Source organism: Nonomuraea mangrovi, assembly GCF_042681425.1.
GTDB classification, from domain to species: Bacteria; Actinomycetota; Actinomycetes; order Streptosporangiales; family Streptosporangiaceae; genus Nonomuraea; species Nonomuraea mangrovi.
This window is the reverse complement of record NZ_JBHUFV010000080.1, coordinates 45,764-60,960: the sequence shown is the minus strand read 5'-3', so window position 1 is coordinate 60,960 and position 15,197 is coordinate 45,764. Positions and strand designations below refer to the sequence as shown.

Sequence of the window (15,197 nt, the reverse complement as noted above, 5' to 3'; positions counted from 1 at the left end):
GCAAATCCGTCTCGATAAGGTCGCAAGGTCTTTTCGCAGGTGGCAAGCCCTGCCACTCTTCGCGCGTGAAAGACACCATTACCCCTCCATCGTCCGGGCTTGACCGATTCTTCTCCATCACCGAACGGGGCTCGACCCTGTCCCGCGAGGTGCGCGGCGGCTTGGCCACGTTCTTCACGATGGCCTACATCGTCGTCCTCAACCCGATCATCATCGCGACCGTCAAGGACGCCGACGGCCAGTTCATCGGCGACGGCCTGGTCGCCAACGTGCCGCTGGTCGCCTCGGGCACCGCGTTCGTCGCGGGCCTGCTGTCGATCCTCATGGGCGTGGTCGGCAGGGTGCCGTTCGCGATGGCGGCGGGCCTCGGTCTCAACGCCTTCGTGACGTACGGCATCGCCTCCCAGATGTCGTGGGAAGAGGCGATGGGACTGGTCTTCCTCGAAGGTGTCATCATCGGCATCCTCGTGCTGACCGGGTTCCGCGTGGCCGTGTTCAACGCCATCCCCGTCCCGTTGAAGACCGCGATCAGCGTCGGCATCGGCCTGTTCATCGCGCTGATCGGCTTCGTGGACGCCGGTTTCGTGCGCCGCGTCGCCGCCGGACCTCCGCTGGAGATGGGCATCTCGGGCGCGCTGACCTCGTGGCCGCTGTTCGTCTTCATCCTCGGCCTGCTGGCCACGGCGGTGCTCGTGGCGCGCAAGGTGAAGGGCGCCATCCTCATCGGCATCGTCGGCACCACCGTGCTCGCGATGATCGTCGAGGCGCTGACCAAGACCGGCGCCGCCTCTAAGGAGAACCCCTCGGGCTGGCAGCTCAACGTGCCGACCATGCCCAAGGACGTCTTCGGATTCCACAACCCGCTCACGCTGTTCACCGAGTTCGACCCGTTCGGCGCGTTCAGCCGGGTGTCGGTGATCCTGGCGATCCTGTTCGTCTTCACCCTGCTCGTCACCGACTTCTTCGACACGATGGGCACCATCGTGGGCGTCGGCCGCCAGGCGGGGCTGGTCGGCGAGGACGGGCAGCTGCCGCGTACCCGCGAGATCCTGCTGGTCGACTCCATCGGCGCGGCCGCGGGCGGCGCGGGCTCGGTCTCGTCGAACACCACCTACATCGAGTCGGCCTCGGGCGTGGCGGAAGGCGCGAGGACCGGCCTGGCCGGCGTGGTCACCGGCGTGCTGTTCCTGCTGTCGATCCTGGTCGCGCCGCTGGTCGTCGTCGTGCCGTACGAGGCCGCCGCGCCCGCGCTCGTCGTGGTCGGCTTCATGATGATGACCGCGGTCAGGGAGATCGACTGGCACGACTTCGACATCGCGATCCCGGCGTTCCTGACGATCGTGCTCATGCCGTTCACCTATTCGATCTCCAACGGCATCGGCGCGGGCTTCGTCAGCTACGTGCTGATCCAGGCGGTCAAGGGCAAGGGCCGCGACGTCCACCCGCTGCTGTGGGTGGTCGCGGGGCTGTTCGTGGTGTACTTCGCGCTCGGCCCGATCAGGAGCCTGCTGGGCGTGTGACGTCAGTGACCGGCTCGGCCGCCTCCACCCCTGGGGCCGGCCGAGCTCGGCCGAGCATCACGATCGCCGCGGCGGCGAGATAGGCGCCGGTGTACCAGAAGGGCGACATCCGGCCCTCCGCCTCGATGTGCTCCAGCGGTGGCAGCTCGCTCTCGGTACGGACGTCGGCGATCACCACCCCGCCGCCCTCCGCGGGGTACTGCCAGATCTCGCCGGAAGGGATGACGCCCTCGCCCGACTCCTTGACGACGACGCGCTTCTCGGCAATCGCCGCCTGGCGGGCCTCGTAGCCGTACGAGAGCGGGAGGAGGGCCGCTGAGACGCCGGCGGCGGCGCCGACGGCCAGCGCGCCGACGGTGACCGCGCGCACCCAGAGCCGCCGCGTCGCGACGGCCAGAAGGACCAGGGCGCTGAGCACACCTGATCCGAACAGCAGCTCGATCGCGAGCCAGTCCGGCAGCGAGAACCAGGCCAGGCCGCCGAACCGCAGGTCGGCCTCGGCGACGAGGAAGGGAACGGCCACCGCGGTTGTTGGCAGCAGGTACGGCGGCGCCGGCCGCCGCCGCTTCACCAGGTCGGCCGCCGCCACGAGCACCACGCATGCCGCCGTCGCGACGGGCCCTGAGGCGCCTTCGAAGAGCATCGGCCTGCCGTACTCGTAGGCGAGGACCGACAATGCGGGAACGGACAGCGTGCCCGCGATACCCGCCAGTGCCAGTGTCCGATGTCGCGTACCGTCGGCGCGGACGGCGAGCAACGCGAGCGCCACGAGGAAGAGGGTCGGCAGCAGAGGTGGAACCGACTCCGCCGAGAGGGCGTGGACGGCCGGCTCCCATGCCGAAACCACGGCCGCCGCGACCCAGAATAAGAAGTGCACGGCCCACTGTATCGATGGGTGAGACGGAAACAGCTGGAGGGAATAGCGTGGCAGCCCATATAGTTAGCAAAGGTAATGAGACGTGCTAACGAATCCCCCTCGCAAGACGGACCTGCGCAGCGACGCGGGCCTGGCATCAGCCCTGCGCGTGTCGCTGGCGCGGCTGACCAGAAGACTTCGACGACAGGCGGCGGCACACACCCTGACACCCACGCAGTTCGCGACGCTCGCCGCCGTGGAACGGCATTCAGGGATAACCCCCGGCGAATTGGCCGAGCTCGAGAAGGTGCAACCGCCCTCGATGACACGGGTGATCGCCATGCTCGAGGAGCGCGGATTGGTCGCGCGCTCACCGCACCCGACCGACCGGCGGCAGGTGACCGTGGCGGTGACCGACTCCGCCAAGGCGCTGCTGAAGGAGGAGCGCCGGCTGAAGGAAGCGTGGCTGACGCAGCGCTTGAAGGAGCTGACACCCGAGGAGCGGGCGGTGCTCCGCCAAGCGGCACCGATTCTGGAGAAGCTCAGCAAGATATAGAGCCTGACGAACCCAGGACCGGAATGTTCCGGTCTCTCAGGGTTCACAACTACCGGCTGTTCGCGGCCGGTGGTGTCGTCTCCAACGTCGGCACCTGGATGCAGCGCACCGCCCAGGACTGGCTGGTGCTCGACCTCACTCACGGCAGCGCGGCGGCCCTCGGCACCACGACCGCGCTGCAGTTCCTCCCGCAGCTCATGTTCGGCCTGTTCGGCGGCGTCCTCGCCGACCGCTACCCCAAGCGCCCCGTCCTGCTGGTCGCCCAGTCACTGATGGCGACGCTGGCGCTGACGATGGGCGTCCTCACCGTCACCGGCTCGGCCCAGGTCTGGCACGTCTACACGATGGCCTTCCTGCTCGGCGTGATCTCCTGCGTGGAGGTGCCGACCCGGCAGGCGTTCGTGGTCGAGATGGTCGGCCGTGACGACCTGCCCAACGCGATCGCGCTGAACGCCTCGATCTTCAACCTGGCGCGCGTGGTCGGCCCCGCGGTCGCGGGCGTGCTCATGTACGCCATCGGCACAGGCCCGATCTTCCTGCTGAACGCGCTGACCTTCGGCGGCGTCATCTCGAGCCTGCTGCTCATGCGCAAGGCGGAGCTGAACCCCGCCGAGCTCGTCCCGAGGGCGAAGGGCCAGCTGCGCGAGGGCCTGCGCTACGTCGTCGAGCGCTCGGAGCTGCTGCTGCCGATCCTGGTGATCGCGTTCATGGCGATGTTCACCCAGTCGTTCTCGATGTCGATCGCGCTCATGGCCCGCCAGGTCTTCGGCCAGGGAGCCTCGTCGTTCGGCGTGGCCTCCAGCGCCTTCGCCATCGGCGCGCTCGGCGGCGCCCTGCTGGCCGCCCGCCGTGCCCGACCGACGCGCAAGCTGCTCATCGCGGGCGCCATCGGGTTCGGGCTGTTCCAGGTGGTGGTGGGCCTAGCCCCGTTCTACCCGGTCTACCTCCTGCTGCTGGCCCCCACGGGCATCGCGCTGATCACCGTCAACACCGCGGCCAACTCACTGGTACAGATGTCGACCTCGCCCGACATGCGCGGCCGGGTCATGGGCATCTACGTGCTGGTCTTCACCGGCGGCGCCCCGATCGGCGCGCCCCTGATCGGCTGGATCGCCGACCTGGGCGGACCGCGGGTCGGCGTCATGATCGGCGGCGTGCTCACGCTCGCGGGAACCGGTCTGGCCATCATGCTCACCCGCGCGATCGGCGCCCGCCGTACCCGCCCGGCACTCGCCACCGCGTGATCGGCGCCCGCGGTACCCGCCCGGCACTCGCCACCGCGTGATCGCCGCCCGCGGTACCCGCCCGGCATGACCTGAGCCCCCGCCCGCCGGTCCGCGACCGCGGGCGGGACAATCGGTCGTGTGAGACTGTTCGCCGCGATCGTCCCCCCGCCCGACATCCTCGACGAGGTGGCCGCCGCGCTGACGCCCGTCACGGGGCTGGTGGAGGGCGTCCGCTGGCCCGACAGGGCCACCTGGCATCTCACGCTCGCCTTCTACGGCGAGGTACCCGAACATGTCCTTCCCGACCTGGAGGAACGGCTGGCCCGCGCCGCCGCCCGCCACCCCGCCAAACGCCTGGCCTTCACCGGCGCGGGCGCGTTCTCCAAGCGCGTGCTCTGGCTGGGCCTCGCCGGCGACCCTCTGGTACGGCTGGCCGCCTCCGCGAGCGCCGCGGGACGGCGGGCCGGAGCCGCGCAGACCGACGACAAGCCCTTCCGCCCCCATCTGACGATCGCCCGCGCCAAGCACCCCACCGACCTGCGCCCCCTGGTGGAGGCGCTGTCGTCGTTCGAGGGGTCGAGCTGGTCGGCCGACTCGGTCCACCTGGTCCGCAGCCACCTGGGCGCGTCGGTGAGGTACGAGTCACTCGGACATTGGGCTCTCGCACCCGATGACCGGGGTTAGGCTGCACCGCGTGGACCGTCCTCGTTTCTGGCTTCTTCCGACCGTGCTCGCCGTGCTGCTGCTCATCGTCATCGTCGGCGCGGTGCTGACCTGACGCGCGGAGCGCGCTCTCAGCCGCCCCGCCGCTCCCAGACGCGGTAGGAGCCGGCCAGCGGGTAGTCCTCGTCGCGGGGCGTGGTGTCCCAGATCCTGGTACGGCGGTGCTCGAGGTCGAAACGCGGCCAGCCTGGATCGCCCGAGGTCGCGAAGGCGGCCCACGCCGTACGGATCCGCTCGGACAGCGCGGCGAAGCCGTCCGGAACCGGGGAGCCCAGCAGCCGGGCCGCGTACCTGCTGCCGCCGTCGCCGAAGACGAACGGCACGTCGACACCGTGACCGGCTCCCACGGCGGCCCCCTGCCACGCGAAGTCGTACAGCCAGGTCCTGCCGCCCGCGCGCGCGTGCGCCTCGGCCACTCTGGTGGTCGGCATCCGGACCAGCGCGTCCGACATCATGACGACGAACAGGTCCGCGTCGCCGCGTCCTGGATGGGCGGCGCGATAGGCGTCCGCCGCGTCCTGGCCGAGCCCGATCGCCGCCGCCACCGCCGCCAGGTCGACGCCCGACGGATCGAAGCCCGGCGCGATCCCCCTGTACTCCTCGTGGGTGAACCCGCAGATCAGGTCGACCTCCCTGCCCGCGCCCTCCCGCATCGCCTCCCACGGCGGCCCGGTGACCAGGTCACCGTCGACGACGGGCCCGAACGCGCTCATCCCTGCCTGCGGTCCGGTCAGCGGCGCGTCCTGCACGGCGAGGATCGCCTCGGGCGGCAGCGCCGCGAAGCCCTCCAGGCTCGCGCGCACGCCCGCCGCGGCGGCGAGCGTCCCCGTCACCCGCTCGGCGTCGGCGACGTCGCGGTAGCCGTCCGGGACGCTCTGCGCGATCGCGCGCCCGAACAGGTCCTTGGCGGCCGGCGCGGCCATCAGCAGGGCCACCGAGGCGGCGCCCGCCGAATGGCCGACGACGGTCACGTTGCCGGGGTCGCCGCCGAACGCCGCGATGTCGCGCCGCACCCATTCCAGCGCGGCGATCTGATCGCGCAGGCCCCGGTTGTCCAGCACGCCGGGCAGGTGGCCGAAGCCCTCGAAGCCGACCCGGTAGTTGAACGTCACCACCACGACCCCCGAGCGGGCGAGGGTCGCGGCGTCGAAGTGCGGCATGCTCGACGAGCCCGTCTTCCACATGCCGCCGTGGATCCACACCATGACGGGCAGGCGGCCGGCGCCCAGGTCGGGGGTCCAGACGTTCAGCGTCAGGCAGTCCATCCCGTCGCCGGGCCGCCAGATCGGCGGGACGCCCGGCGCGGGCGGCGCCTGCGGCGGCGCGGGCCCGAACGCGGAGGCGTCGCGCACGCCGTCCCACGCCGCCGGCCGGGCCGGCGGCTGGAAGCGCAGCGGCCCTTCGGGAGCGGCGGCGAACGGGATCCCCTTGAAGGCGGCGACGCCGTCCTCCTCCCGCCCCCGGACCAGGCCCAGGGCGGTCTTCACCACGGTGTCGGTCACCTGACGGACGCTAGGCGGCGCGGCCGCCTGAGACAACCTGGACGACCGCGCGAGACCCGCCCCCGCAATCCACGAGCCCCGGGTCGGACGGCGCGAGCCGGGGGAAGTCCTGGGGCGGCCGCGAAGGCCAGGACAGGTCGGACGGCGCGAGCCGCGGGGAGTCCTGGGAGCGGACGCGAAGGTCAGGACAGGTCGGACTCCGCGAGCAGGAGCGGCACCGCCGAAGGGTCGCGCAGCAGGGCGGCGACGGCCAGGCGGTCGTTCCACTGCCCCGTCGCCCACGCCAGCCCGCGCGCCAGCCCGTCGACCCCGTCGCAGTGCACCATTCCGTCGAAGTACCGCCACGCGCACGGCATGCCGTCGACCAGCAGCTTCTCGTGCTCGACGTACACCTCGGGAGCCGACGGCAGCAGCGACTTCACCTCCGCGGGCACCGGCCGCTCCACCCCTGACGAGGTGACCTGCCCCGTCACCAGCTCGCCCGCCAGCGGCAGGTCGACCAGCTCCGACAGCGACTCGGCCAGATCGAAGGGCGCCAGCACCAGCGGCCGGTCGGTCACCAGTTGCAGCAGGTCGGGGGCTTCGACGACCACCGCGTCGTCGGCGGAGGCGATGACGATGTCGCCGCCGAGCACGGCCCGCACGGAGGACGGCGGCGCCACCCGTGAGGGTTCGACGGCCGCCAGCGCCATCCACAGCGACCGGAGCTGGGCCCTGTCGACGGTGACCGCCGGATCCGCCAGGAGCTCCAGGAGCTCCTCAGGCCCACCGTGAGCGGCCAGCAGGTCGGTCAGCGTCGTGCGTACCCCCAGCATCGCCAGCGCGCCGGAGTCGAGCCCTGAGGGCGCCTCGTCGTACAGCCCGGTCAGCAGCGGGTCGGCTCCTGGAAGGCGCAGCTCCACGGGCCGCCGCCCGTCGAGGACCCGGTGTGTGGACAGCCACCAGGCGGTGTAGGAGGGCACCTCGACGCCCTCGACGCGCAGCGGGAGCAGCGCGCCCCGCAGCGGCGGCCTGGTGATCAGCGCGAGCGCGGCGGGCCAGTCGGCGACCAGCTCCAGGTCGCGGATGGCGGTGAACTCGGGCACCACCGGCGGCACCTCGAGCGAGGGCAGCAGGTCGTGCACGAACTCGAGCCAGGCGTCCTCCTCGTCGAGGTCGTGGTCGCACGAGTCGACGTCGAGCAGCACGTCGGAGTCGTTGACGACGGCGAACCCGTCGAGCACGCCGACGGCGGTGAGCACGCGCGCGTCGTAGGTGTCGGCGGCCACGCCGAAGCCCGCGTCGTCGACGAGCAGCCCGGCCAGCGCGCCCGTGGGCAGCAGCAGCTCGCCCGCAGGGTAGAGCGAGCCGTCGTCGCCGCGCAGCGCCAGCTCCGACAGCCACGGCTCCTCGCCCGGCGTCAGCCCCGCCGCGTCGACCAGGGACAGCACGGCCCGCGCCACGGCGTCGGGGTCGTCGCTGTCGAACGACTGCGACACCGCCGTCTTGGTGAGCGGGTCGTCGAGGACGGCGCGCGGCGTGGCCTCGAAGGCGCCGAGGCGCAGCAGCAGCGGGTGCGCCGCGTCGGGGTGGACGATGCGCAGGCCGAGCGGCGCGAGGTCGAGCGGCGCGCTGAGGATGAGCGTGCCGCGGGGCCCGCGCACGAGCCGCCCGTCGGCCAGCGGCACGGGCAGCGCGCCGAGCGCCTCGGGGTCGTCGCCGGGCAGCACCTCGTAGAGGGAGCGCCACCACGACGGGTCACGCCCCTCGATCGCCTCGCCGGACAGCTGGTCGACGACCTCGGCGAGCTCCACCCTGCGGACGCCGAGCGCGGACAGCGCGGGATGCCTGGCCGGCCAGCCCGCGGGCAGCAGGCCCGGCACGATCTCGGCCAGCACCGCCAGCAACTCGCCCGAGCCGTGGACCGCGGACGCCTCCCTGCCCGAGACCACCCACCCGTCGGCGGACGGCTCGCGCACCGGATGCTCGACCTGCCAGGCGGCGTCGGGGTCGTAGAGCGCGGCGTCGTCGAAGGAGGGCGAGGTCACCACGGGCGCGGGCGCCGACAGGGCAGGCAGCAGCGGCACGTCGGGCAGCAGGCGCAGGATCGCGCGTCTGATGCGGGCGTCGAGCTCGCCCTTGCCCATGAGCGCGGGCACCAGGTCGAGGAGCCGGGGCGTGCGCGGCAGCTCCTCGAGCAGCCTGACGTAGGTCTCGGCGACGCGCTCGATGAGGAAGTCGGTCAGCTTCCCGTGGGCGACGTGACGCCTGTCGGTGGCCATCGGGAAGGAGGCGATGAGCAGCGCGGGCAGGTCGAGCGGCTCGTCGGAGGGCGTCGGCGCGTGGACGACCTGCGGCACGGGCAGCGGACCCGCCTCCACCGGTACGGCCCAGCGCACCGACCAGTACGGCCTGGCACGTTCCTCCGTCGGCCGGTCGGCGAAGTAGGCGGCGACCTCCTCGGCGGCGAACTCGCCCGAGGCCGAGACGACGTGCCAGCCGGAGGGCTCGACCGTGCGGGTGACCCCGTCGACGGTGATCTCGATCGAGGTCAGCGCGGGCATGCCGAGCAGCAGCGCGGGGCTCGTCTCCTCGAGCATCCGCCGCACCGCGTCGACGGCCGAGGGGCGCAGCGGCAGCAGTACCGACGTCTCGAAACCGTCGGGCACCTCGACGGTGGCGGGGAACGGCAGCCGCAGCAGCGGCACGTGGCCCTCCCGCGAGGCCAGCTCGGCGGCCAGGCCCGGCTCGGCGGCCACCACCTCGGCCGTCTCCTCTCGCGACCAGCGGACCGCTCCCGTCGACCGCGAGCCGATCGACGGCTCATCACAGACGGACACGATCGCGGCGAAGCCGACGCCGAAGCGCCCTGCCGCGCCGATGTGATCACGCTTGGCCGACACCCGCAGCGTCGACAGGCCCTCGACTCCCGCGGCGTCGAGCGGCGCACCCGTGTTGGCGGCCGTGAGCACGCCGTCGCGCAACTCCAGCCGCAGCACGCCCGGCACGCCCGCGCGCAGGGCCGCGTCGGCCGCGTTCTGCGCCAGCTCGACGATCAGACGGTCGCGGTAGCCGCCGAGGGCGAAGTCCTCTTCGGCGTTGGCGTCCTCGCGGAAGCGCGCGGGCGAGGCCTGCCAGGCCGTGAGTACGGCGGCGCGCATCCGGTCAGTGCCAAAGGTGTCCACGGGGCTAACTCCTAAAACGAGAGAGGGGCCACCGAAGGCTAGCGGTCCGTGCCGACAATCCTGATCAGGAGTGGCCGAGCTCCTCCGAGCCCGACTCCTCGACCGACCCCGACTCGACCTCGATCAGGTCGTAGCCCAGGTCGTCGAGGATCGGCGAGGCCTGCTCGACCGGCGGCGGCATGACCGCGGCCTCGGAATGGGCGCCGCAGCCGTGGTCGGCGGCGACGACCTTGCCGTCGTCCGGCGCGTACTCGTTGGCGCACACGCCGAACTCGCCCCGCAGGCCGCCCGCGAGCGGCCAGAAGAAGCCGCAGGTGGAGCACTGGGCGGGGGCGGCGTGCGCGATCGGCGTGTGCGGCCCGTGGGCGCCTGAGTGCCAGCGCTTGGCGGCGCGGTCCCTGCCGATGGCCGACAGCACCCTGGCCCTGCCGAGGCCGTACTCGAAGATCATCTGATGGTCGAGCTCTTCGTCGGCCCCGCCGGTGAAGCCGGGCACGAGCCTGTCGTCGTCCTCGGACGTGGGCAGCAGATCGCCGACGCCCAGGTCGCCCGGCCGCAGCCGCTCACTCCACGGCAGCCACGGGGGCGCGAGCATCGCCCCGGTTCCGGGTAGCAGGACGGCTTCGCTGACCGTGACGTTCTTGGCGCGAGAGGCGCGCGTCACGGTCACCGCCCATCGCCAGCCCTTGTAGGCCCGGTCGAGGCAGGCGAAATAATGTGTAACGATCCGGTCGCCCTCGCCCTCGTAGCCCAGGTGCGCACCGGGCTCTCCCGGTCGGGCGAGCTCTCGCGCGGCCTCCAGCGCGAGCTCGACGGCGGCGACACAGGCCTGGTCAGGCGGGGAGACGCGGGTCCTGGTCCTGGTCAAAGGCCCGCTCCCGCCGCAAGGTGCTGTTCGCTCACACTCCATTCTCACCCATGGATGGACGTGCGAGCACCCGCGTCGGGTAAGACTGGTAAGCGTGGATCGTGTGCTGTCGTGGGTGAAACGGGTGAGTCTTGCGCTTGGGCGGGCCGGCCGTTCGACCGCGACCGGCACCAAGCGGGCAGGGCTCGCCACGGCGCGGGGCACCAGGCGGGTCGGGCTGGCCACCGCGAGTGGCGCGCAGCGGGTCGGCCACGCGACGCGGCGGCTGACACACGCCCAGGGCGCCGGCCGCACGGGCCTCGGCCGCCTCATCGAGCTCACGGCCGCCAACAGCGCGGGCGACTCGCTCATCACGCTGGCGCTGGCCGGCACCATCTTCTTCGGGCTGCCCGTCAACGAGGCGCGTGGCCAGGTGGCGCTCTACCTGTTGATCACGATGATCCCGTTCGCGGTGGTCGCGCCGTTCGTCGGGCCCGTGCTCGACCGGTTCAGGTCGGGCCGCCGCTACGTGATGGCCGGCACGCTGTTCGCCCGCGGCCTGCTCTGCTTCGCCATGGCCGCCGCCGTCGGGCCCGGCGACGTGCTGACGCTGTTCGCGGGCGCGCTCGGGGTGCTCGTGCTGTCCAAGGCCTACAACGTCTCCCGCGCGGCGATCATGCCGAGCGTGCTGCCCGCCGACATCACGCTGGTGAGCGCCAACGCAAGGGTCGCGCTGTTCTCGCTGGTGGCCGCGGGCATCGCGGTGCCGATCGCGGCGGGCCTGACCGCCTGGCTCGGCGCCGCGTGGGTGCTGCGCCTGGCGATGGTGGTCTTCCTGCTGCTCGGCGTCTTCGCCGTACGGCTGCCGCGCCACGTCGACTCGCCCGACCTGGAGGAGGAGGACGAGCGAGGAGAGCGGGCGCGATGGAGGACGCTGCTCAACGTCGGACCCGCCGTGACCGAGGCGATGCGGGCCAACGCCGCCATCCGCCTCTTCTCCGGCTTCCTGCTGTTCTTCCTGCTCTTCCTGGTGCAGGACGGGCACCTGAAGGACCTGCCCACGACCACCACGATCGCGATGCTGGCCGCGGCGGCGGGGCTCGGCGGCTTGGCGGGCGCGGCCGTCGCCAACTGGGCGCGCAACCACTCGCCCCAGCTCATCGTGCTGCTCACGCTGGCCGTGAGCCTCGTGACGGCGGGCGTCACCGCGTTCCTGTTCGGCCTGTGGGCCGCGGTCGCGGTGGCATTGATCGCCGCGTTCGCTCAGGAGCTCGGCAAGCTGGCGCTCGACGCGATCGTGCAGCGCGAGATCGGCGAGGAGGTGCGCTCGTCCACCTTCGGCGTGGTCGAGGCGCTGCTCCAGGTCGCCTGGGTGTTCGGCGGGCTCGTCGGGCTGCTGGTCTCGGACTGGTCGGCCGGTCCCGGCGGGCTTACGGCGATGGCCGTGGTGCTCGCCCTCGCCCTCGGTTCCCTCCTGGTGCTCAGGAGGGCGAGGGTCAAGGCGCGCGACGCCAAGGTGCAGGCCAAGGTGAACGACGCCAGGAACGACGCCAGGACGACCGACGTCGCGGTGGTCGAGGTCGCCGACCCGCCGCCCGCGCCGACGACCACCAAGCCGCTGACCAACCCGCACGGGTGATCAGTCGAGGTCGTCGGCGACCGCGCGCAGTACCGAGGCGACCTTCTTGGAGTGGGCGGGGTCGGGCTGCTTGCCCCGCTGGTACGACTCGGAGATGACGTCGAGCAGCTTGATGAGGTCTTCGACGATCACGACCATCTCGTCGGGCTTCTTCCGCTTGCCCTTCGGCTTGGTCTTGGCCAGCGTCGGCGGCTGCTCGAGGATCCGCACCGACAGCGCCTGCTGTCCCCTGCGCCCCTCGGCCACGCCGAACTCGACCTTCTGACCGGGCTTGAGCGGCTCCGCGCCAGTGGGAAGCGCGGAGGAATGCACGAAGACCTCACCGCCGTCGTCGCGGGTGAGGAAGCCGAAACCCTTGTCGGCGTCGTACCACTTGACCTTGCCACTCGGCACAGGGGGGACCTCGTTCATGCTGTCGGGAAAGATGAATGGAAGTAGGTTATGCCCAGCAGAGCCGGAGAGCGACCGGGTAAATCCGCATCTCTAATGAGAAACGTGCCCCTCGGTCCGTCACGCCACGCCTGCGAGCGCCGAGGTTCCTGGTGGCGGTCCCAGCCGCGCGTTTCCATTAGTTCCAGCGGCCGAACCAGGCGGCGAACTCCGTCAGATCCGCCAGTGCCACATCGGCTCCGTGATCACGCAACTCTCCCACCGTGTAAGGGCCCGTCGCGACCGTCACGCTGACGGCGCCTCCCGCTCGCGCCGCCTCGATGTCCGCGACGTGGTCTCCAACATAGGCGGCCGCGCCGAAGCGCGCGAGAGCCGATCCCTTGTCGGCACCGAACACCGATCCCACGATCTCGTCGACCTTGAAGCCGAGCAGTTCGACGGTGCTGGTGGCGTCGCGCAGGTTCTTCCCCGTCACGACGATCACCCGCCCTCCGGCCTCCCTGACGGCCTGGACGGCGTCGTGCGCGCCGGACATGGCCGTGTGCACGGGAACGGCGACGTCGGGGTAGAGCCGCCTGAACAGGGTGGCGGCCGCGGCCACGTCCTCGTGCGGCAGCCAGTTCGCCAGTTCCTGCTCCAGCGGAGGGCCGAGGCGAGTGATCACGGTCGCGCTGTCGATGGCGACGCCGAGCCGTACGGCGAGCTGGTCGTAGACGGCCGCGATCCCCGATCGAGTGTCCGCCAGCGTCATATCAAGGTCGAATCCCACTGATTTCCCCACGGGTGAAGAGTAACGGTCGCTGGTATGGCACCGTTGAAGTGGGAAGAAAGGAATTACTTATCCAAGGGAGCGGCCATGGCGGAAAGTCAGGGGACCAGGCCTCATCGCCCGGCACGACCGGCCGCCCAGAAAACGGTGAGCGTGTGGCGGCGCACGGCCGACTTCGCCGTGTGGGCCGTCAGGGTCGTCTCGCGGCTGGCCGCGCTCATTCTCGTTCTCTACATCGCTTTCACGATCTTTCCCACCAATCCCGCGAACTCGCTCGTCCGGTTCGTCGAGTCGTTCGCCACCTCGCTGTCGCTCGGCCTGTACGACCTGTTCCAGCTGGCGGACGCGCGCTGGCAGGTGCTGGTCAACTACGGCCTGGCCGCCCTGGTGTGGCTGATCATGGGGTCGGCCGTGGCGAGCCTGATCCGGCGCGTCACGCCGTAGCGACTATGGTCCTTACCCATGAGAAACGTGCCAATCGGACCGCCGCCGGGTCCCTAGACTGGCACGAAGGTGACGCGGCGGTCTGATGAGCACATTTCTCGTCGGTTGGAGGTACTAGGAACGACATGGCCAGATCGACGCGCGAGCGGATCGTCGACGAAGCCCTCCGGCTGTTCGCCGAGCGGGGCTACTCCGCCACCTCGGTGGCCGAGATCGAGGCCGCCGCCGGGCTCTCTCCAGGGGCGGGAGGCCTCTACCGCCACTTCAAGTCGAAGTACGAGGTGCTCGCCGCGGCGATGCACGAGCACGCCGCGCGCACGCGCACCCAGGTGGCCGACAGCCTCGCCCAGCTCAGCAGCATGGAGTCCTCGGCCGATCTGGAGGAACGCCTGTCTCACCTGTGCAGGGCGGGCCTGGCCAAGGTGCGCGAGGAGAGCGAGCTGACCAGGGTGTTCTTCCGCGACCTGAGCCAGTTCCCCGAACTGGTCGCGGTCGTGCGCGAGGGGCTGCTGCAGCCGATGTTCGACGCGATCACCTCCTGGTTCCGCGCCCAGCCCGAGTACGCCGAGGTCGACGTCGACTGGACCGGCATCGGCGCGGTGCTCGGCGGCGCCGTCGTCCACTACCGGCTGTTCCAGGAGACGGTGGGCGAGTCGCCGGGCCACGCGGAGAAGGACCAGTTCGTCGCCGCATGGGTACGGCTGGCCGTCGGCCTGCTGCCCGCGCCCGCACCGGTCAGCTGACGTCCCACAGCCGGTAGGCGAGCCAGACCACGCCCAGCCCCGTGAAGATCATGAACATGACGCCGCTGACCGCGAAGAACTGCTCGACGAAGGCGTTGAACCCGCCGGCGCTCTCGGCCCGCAGGGCGGCGATCACCACCCCGCCGACGGCGTAGCCGAAGATCGGCGCGCCGAGCCCGGTCATCCGGTCCTTGAAGGACCAACTGTCACTCGTCAGCGCGGTCGCCGCCCCGACCGCCCACACGATCGCGGGCAGCTGGAAAATCGCGACGGCGGGCAGGCCGAACGGCACGAGCAGCGCGGCCAGCACGAGCAGCCCCATCGCGAGGACCTCGCGCGGATGGGCCTTGACGAGCGTCCTGGCGTCCCTGCCGCCTGTCGCCATGGGGTTGGCCCTGGCCATCGCCGCCCTGCGCAGCCCCGCGAAGGGCAGGCCGCGCTCCGCCCTCGCGGCCAGTTCGGCCCGCGCCTCCCGCCTGCTGCGCGCCACGCCGGGCGGAACGTCGTCCACGACGCGCGGGAAGACCGCCGTGTCCTTGCCGGCCGGCCGTACCTCGGGCTCCGCCTGGACCTGGGGCACCTCGGACGCGCCGCTGAGGCGGCGCGCCTCCCGCTCGACGAGGGCGGCGGGGTCGCCGAACCTGGCGAGGACCTTGGCCACGGCCTTCGGGTCCTCGCTGCCGGCGCGCTCGGACTCGATGCGGGCCCTCAGCCGCTTGACGAAGTCGAGCCGGTGGTCCTGGCGCAACACGCCGTGGGCGGCGTCGGCCGCCCTGCTGACGAAGTCCAGGACGAGCTGGTCGGCTCGTTCGATCACG

General features: G+C 71.6%; 14 protein-coding genes. 7 read left to right on the top strand and 7 right to left on the bottom strand.

Annotated elements, in window-relative coordinates:
* Positions 1 to 65: 65 nt before the first annotated feature.
* On the top strand, positions 66 to 1,520 hold the full coding sequence (locus ACFSKW_RS47725) for an NCS2 family permease (RefSeq protein WP_379581260.1): 1,455 nt from the start codon (positions 66 to 68) through the stop codon (positions 1,518 to 1,520).
* Here ACFSKW_RS47725 and ACFSKW_RS47720 read toward each other — a convergent pair.
* Positions 1,498 to 2,397 (bottom strand): hypothetical protein, encoded by a 900-nt coding sequence (locus ACFSKW_RS47720; protein ID WP_379581259.1) that lies wholly within the window; start codon positions 2,395 to 2,397, stop codon positions 1,498 to 1,500. The genes ACFSKW_RS47725 and ACFSKW_RS47720 overlap by 23 nt on opposite strands.
* A gap of 142 nt (positions 2,398 to 2,539) precedes the next feature.
* Between ACFSKW_RS47720 and ACFSKW_RS47715 the strand changes: the two genes are divergently transcribed.
* From ACFSKW_RS47715 to thpR, 3 genes are all read left to right on the top strand, one after another.
* Positions 2,540 to 2,932, top strand: coding sequence for a MarR family winged helix-turn-helix transcriptional regulator (locus ACFSKW_RS47715; protein ID WP_379581477.1), 393 nt, complete (start codon positions 2,540 to 2,542; stop codon positions 2,930 to 2,932).
* A gap of 23 nt (positions 2,933 to 2,955) precedes the next feature.
* Positions 2,956 to 4,176 carry an MFS transporter gene (locus tag ACFSKW_RS47710; RefSeq protein WP_379581258.1) on the top strand — a complete coding sequence of 407 codons (1,221 nt, stop codon included), beginning with the start codon at positions 2,956 to 2,958 and terminating at the stop codon, positions 4,174 to 4,176.
* A gap of 120 nt (positions 4,177 to 4,296) precedes the next feature.
* On the top strand, positions 4,297 to 4,842 hold the full coding sequence (gene thpR / locus ACFSKW_RS47705; protein ID WP_379581257.1) for an RNA 2',3'-cyclic phosphodiesterase: 546 nt from the start codon (positions 4,297 to 4,299) through the stop codon (positions 4,840 to 4,842).
* A gap of 110 nt (positions 4,843 to 4,952) precedes the next feature.
* Here the strand turns inward: thpR and ACFSKW_RS47700 are convergent, their stop codons facing one another.
* From ACFSKW_RS47700 to ACFSKW_RS47690, 3 genes are all read right to left on the bottom strand, one after another.
* On the bottom strand, positions 4,953 to 6,383 hold the full coding sequence (locus ACFSKW_RS47700) for a carboxylesterase/lipase family protein (RefSeq protein WP_379581256.1): 1,431 nt from the start codon (positions 6,381 to 6,383) through the stop codon (positions 4,953 to 4,955).
* A gap of 182 nt (positions 6,384 to 6,565) precedes the next feature.
* Positions 6,566 to 9,523: a sacsin N-terminal ATP-binding-like domain-containing protein gene (locus ACFSKW_RS47695; protein WP_379581475.1), complete on the bottom strand. Its 2,958-nt coding sequence runs from the start codon at positions 9,521 to 9,523 to the stop codon at positions 6,566 to 6,568.
* Positions 9,524 to 9,611: 88 nt separating this feature from the next.
* On the bottom strand, positions 9,612 to 10,415 hold the full coding sequence (locus tag ACFSKW_RS47690; protein WP_379581255.1) for a DUF3027 domain-containing protein: 804 nt from the start codon (positions 10,413 to 10,415) through the stop codon (positions 9,612 to 9,614).
* Between the two features lie 124 nt (positions 10,416 to 10,539).
* Here ACFSKW_RS47690 and ACFSKW_RS47685 point away from each other — a divergent pair, with 124 nt between their 5' ends.
* Positions 10,540 to 12,033, top strand: coding sequence for an MFS transporter (locus tag ACFSKW_RS47685; RefSeq protein ID WP_379581254.1), 1,494 nt, complete (start codon positions 10,540 to 10,542; stop codon positions 12,031 to 12,033).
* Here the strand turns inward: ACFSKW_RS47685 and ACFSKW_RS47680 are convergent, their stop codons facing one another.
* Positions 12,034 to 12,426 (bottom strand): cold-shock protein, encoded by a 393-nt coding sequence (locus ACFSKW_RS47680; protein WP_358131093.1) that lies wholly within the window; start codon positions 12,424 to 12,426, stop codon positions 12,034 to 12,036. It lies immediately after the preceding gene.
* A 175-nt stretch (positions 12,427 to 12,601) separates the two neighbouring features.
* Positions 12,602 to 13,204, bottom strand: coding sequence for an HAD family hydrolase (locus tag ACFSKW_RS47675; protein ID WP_379581253.1), 603 nt, complete (start codon positions 13,202 to 13,204; stop codon positions 12,602 to 12,604).
* 75 nt (positions 13,205 to 13,279) lie between these two features.
* On the opposite strand from ACFSKW_RS47675, the gene ACFSKW_RS47670 reads away from it, so the two are divergent.
* Together ACFSKW_RS47670 and ACFSKW_RS47665 are read left to right on the top strand one after the other, a co-directional pair.
* Complete coding sequence (locus ACFSKW_RS47670; protein ID WP_379581252.1) at positions 13,280 to 13,636, top strand: hypothetical protein; 357 nt, start codon at positions 13,280 to 13,282, stop codon at positions 13,634 to 13,636.
* 125 nt (positions 13,637 to 13,761) lie between these two features.
* On the top strand, positions 13,762 to 14,379 hold the full coding sequence (locus ACFSKW_RS47665; RefSeq protein WP_379581251.1) for a TetR/AcrR family transcriptional regulator: 618 nt from the start codon (positions 13,762 to 13,764) through the stop codon (positions 14,377 to 14,379).
* On the opposite strand, the gene ACFSKW_RS47660 is transcribed toward ACFSKW_RS47665, so the two are convergent.
* Complete coding sequence (locus tag ACFSKW_RS47660) at positions 14,372 to 15,196, bottom strand: hypothetical protein (protein WP_379581250.1); 825 nt, start codon at positions 15,194 to 15,196, stop codon at positions 14,372 to 14,374. The genes ACFSKW_RS47665 and ACFSKW_RS47660 overlap by 8 nt on opposite strands.
* Position 15,197 lies beyond the last annotated feature (1 nt).

What these genes read in the sequence shown, in the direction of transcription:
- ACFSKW_RS47710 (WP_379581258.1), top strand. Translation starts at nt 2,956, where the DNA reads ATGTTCCGGTCTCTCAGGGTTCACAACTACCGGCTGTTCGCGGCCGGT.
- ACFSKW_RS47695 (WP_379581475.1), bottom strand. Translation starts at nt 9,523, where the DNA reads ATGCGCGCCGCCGTACTCACGGCCTGGCAGGCCTCGCCCGCGCGCTTC.
- ACFSKW_RS47670 (WP_379581252.1), top strand. Translation starts at nt 13,280, where the DNA reads ATGGCGGAAAGTCAGGGGACCAGGCCTCATCGCCCGGCACGACCGGCC.
- ACFSKW_RS47665 (WP_379581251.1), top strand. Translation starts at nt 13,762, where the DNA reads ATGGCCAGATCGACGCGCGAGCGGATCGTCGACGAAGCCCTCCGGCTG.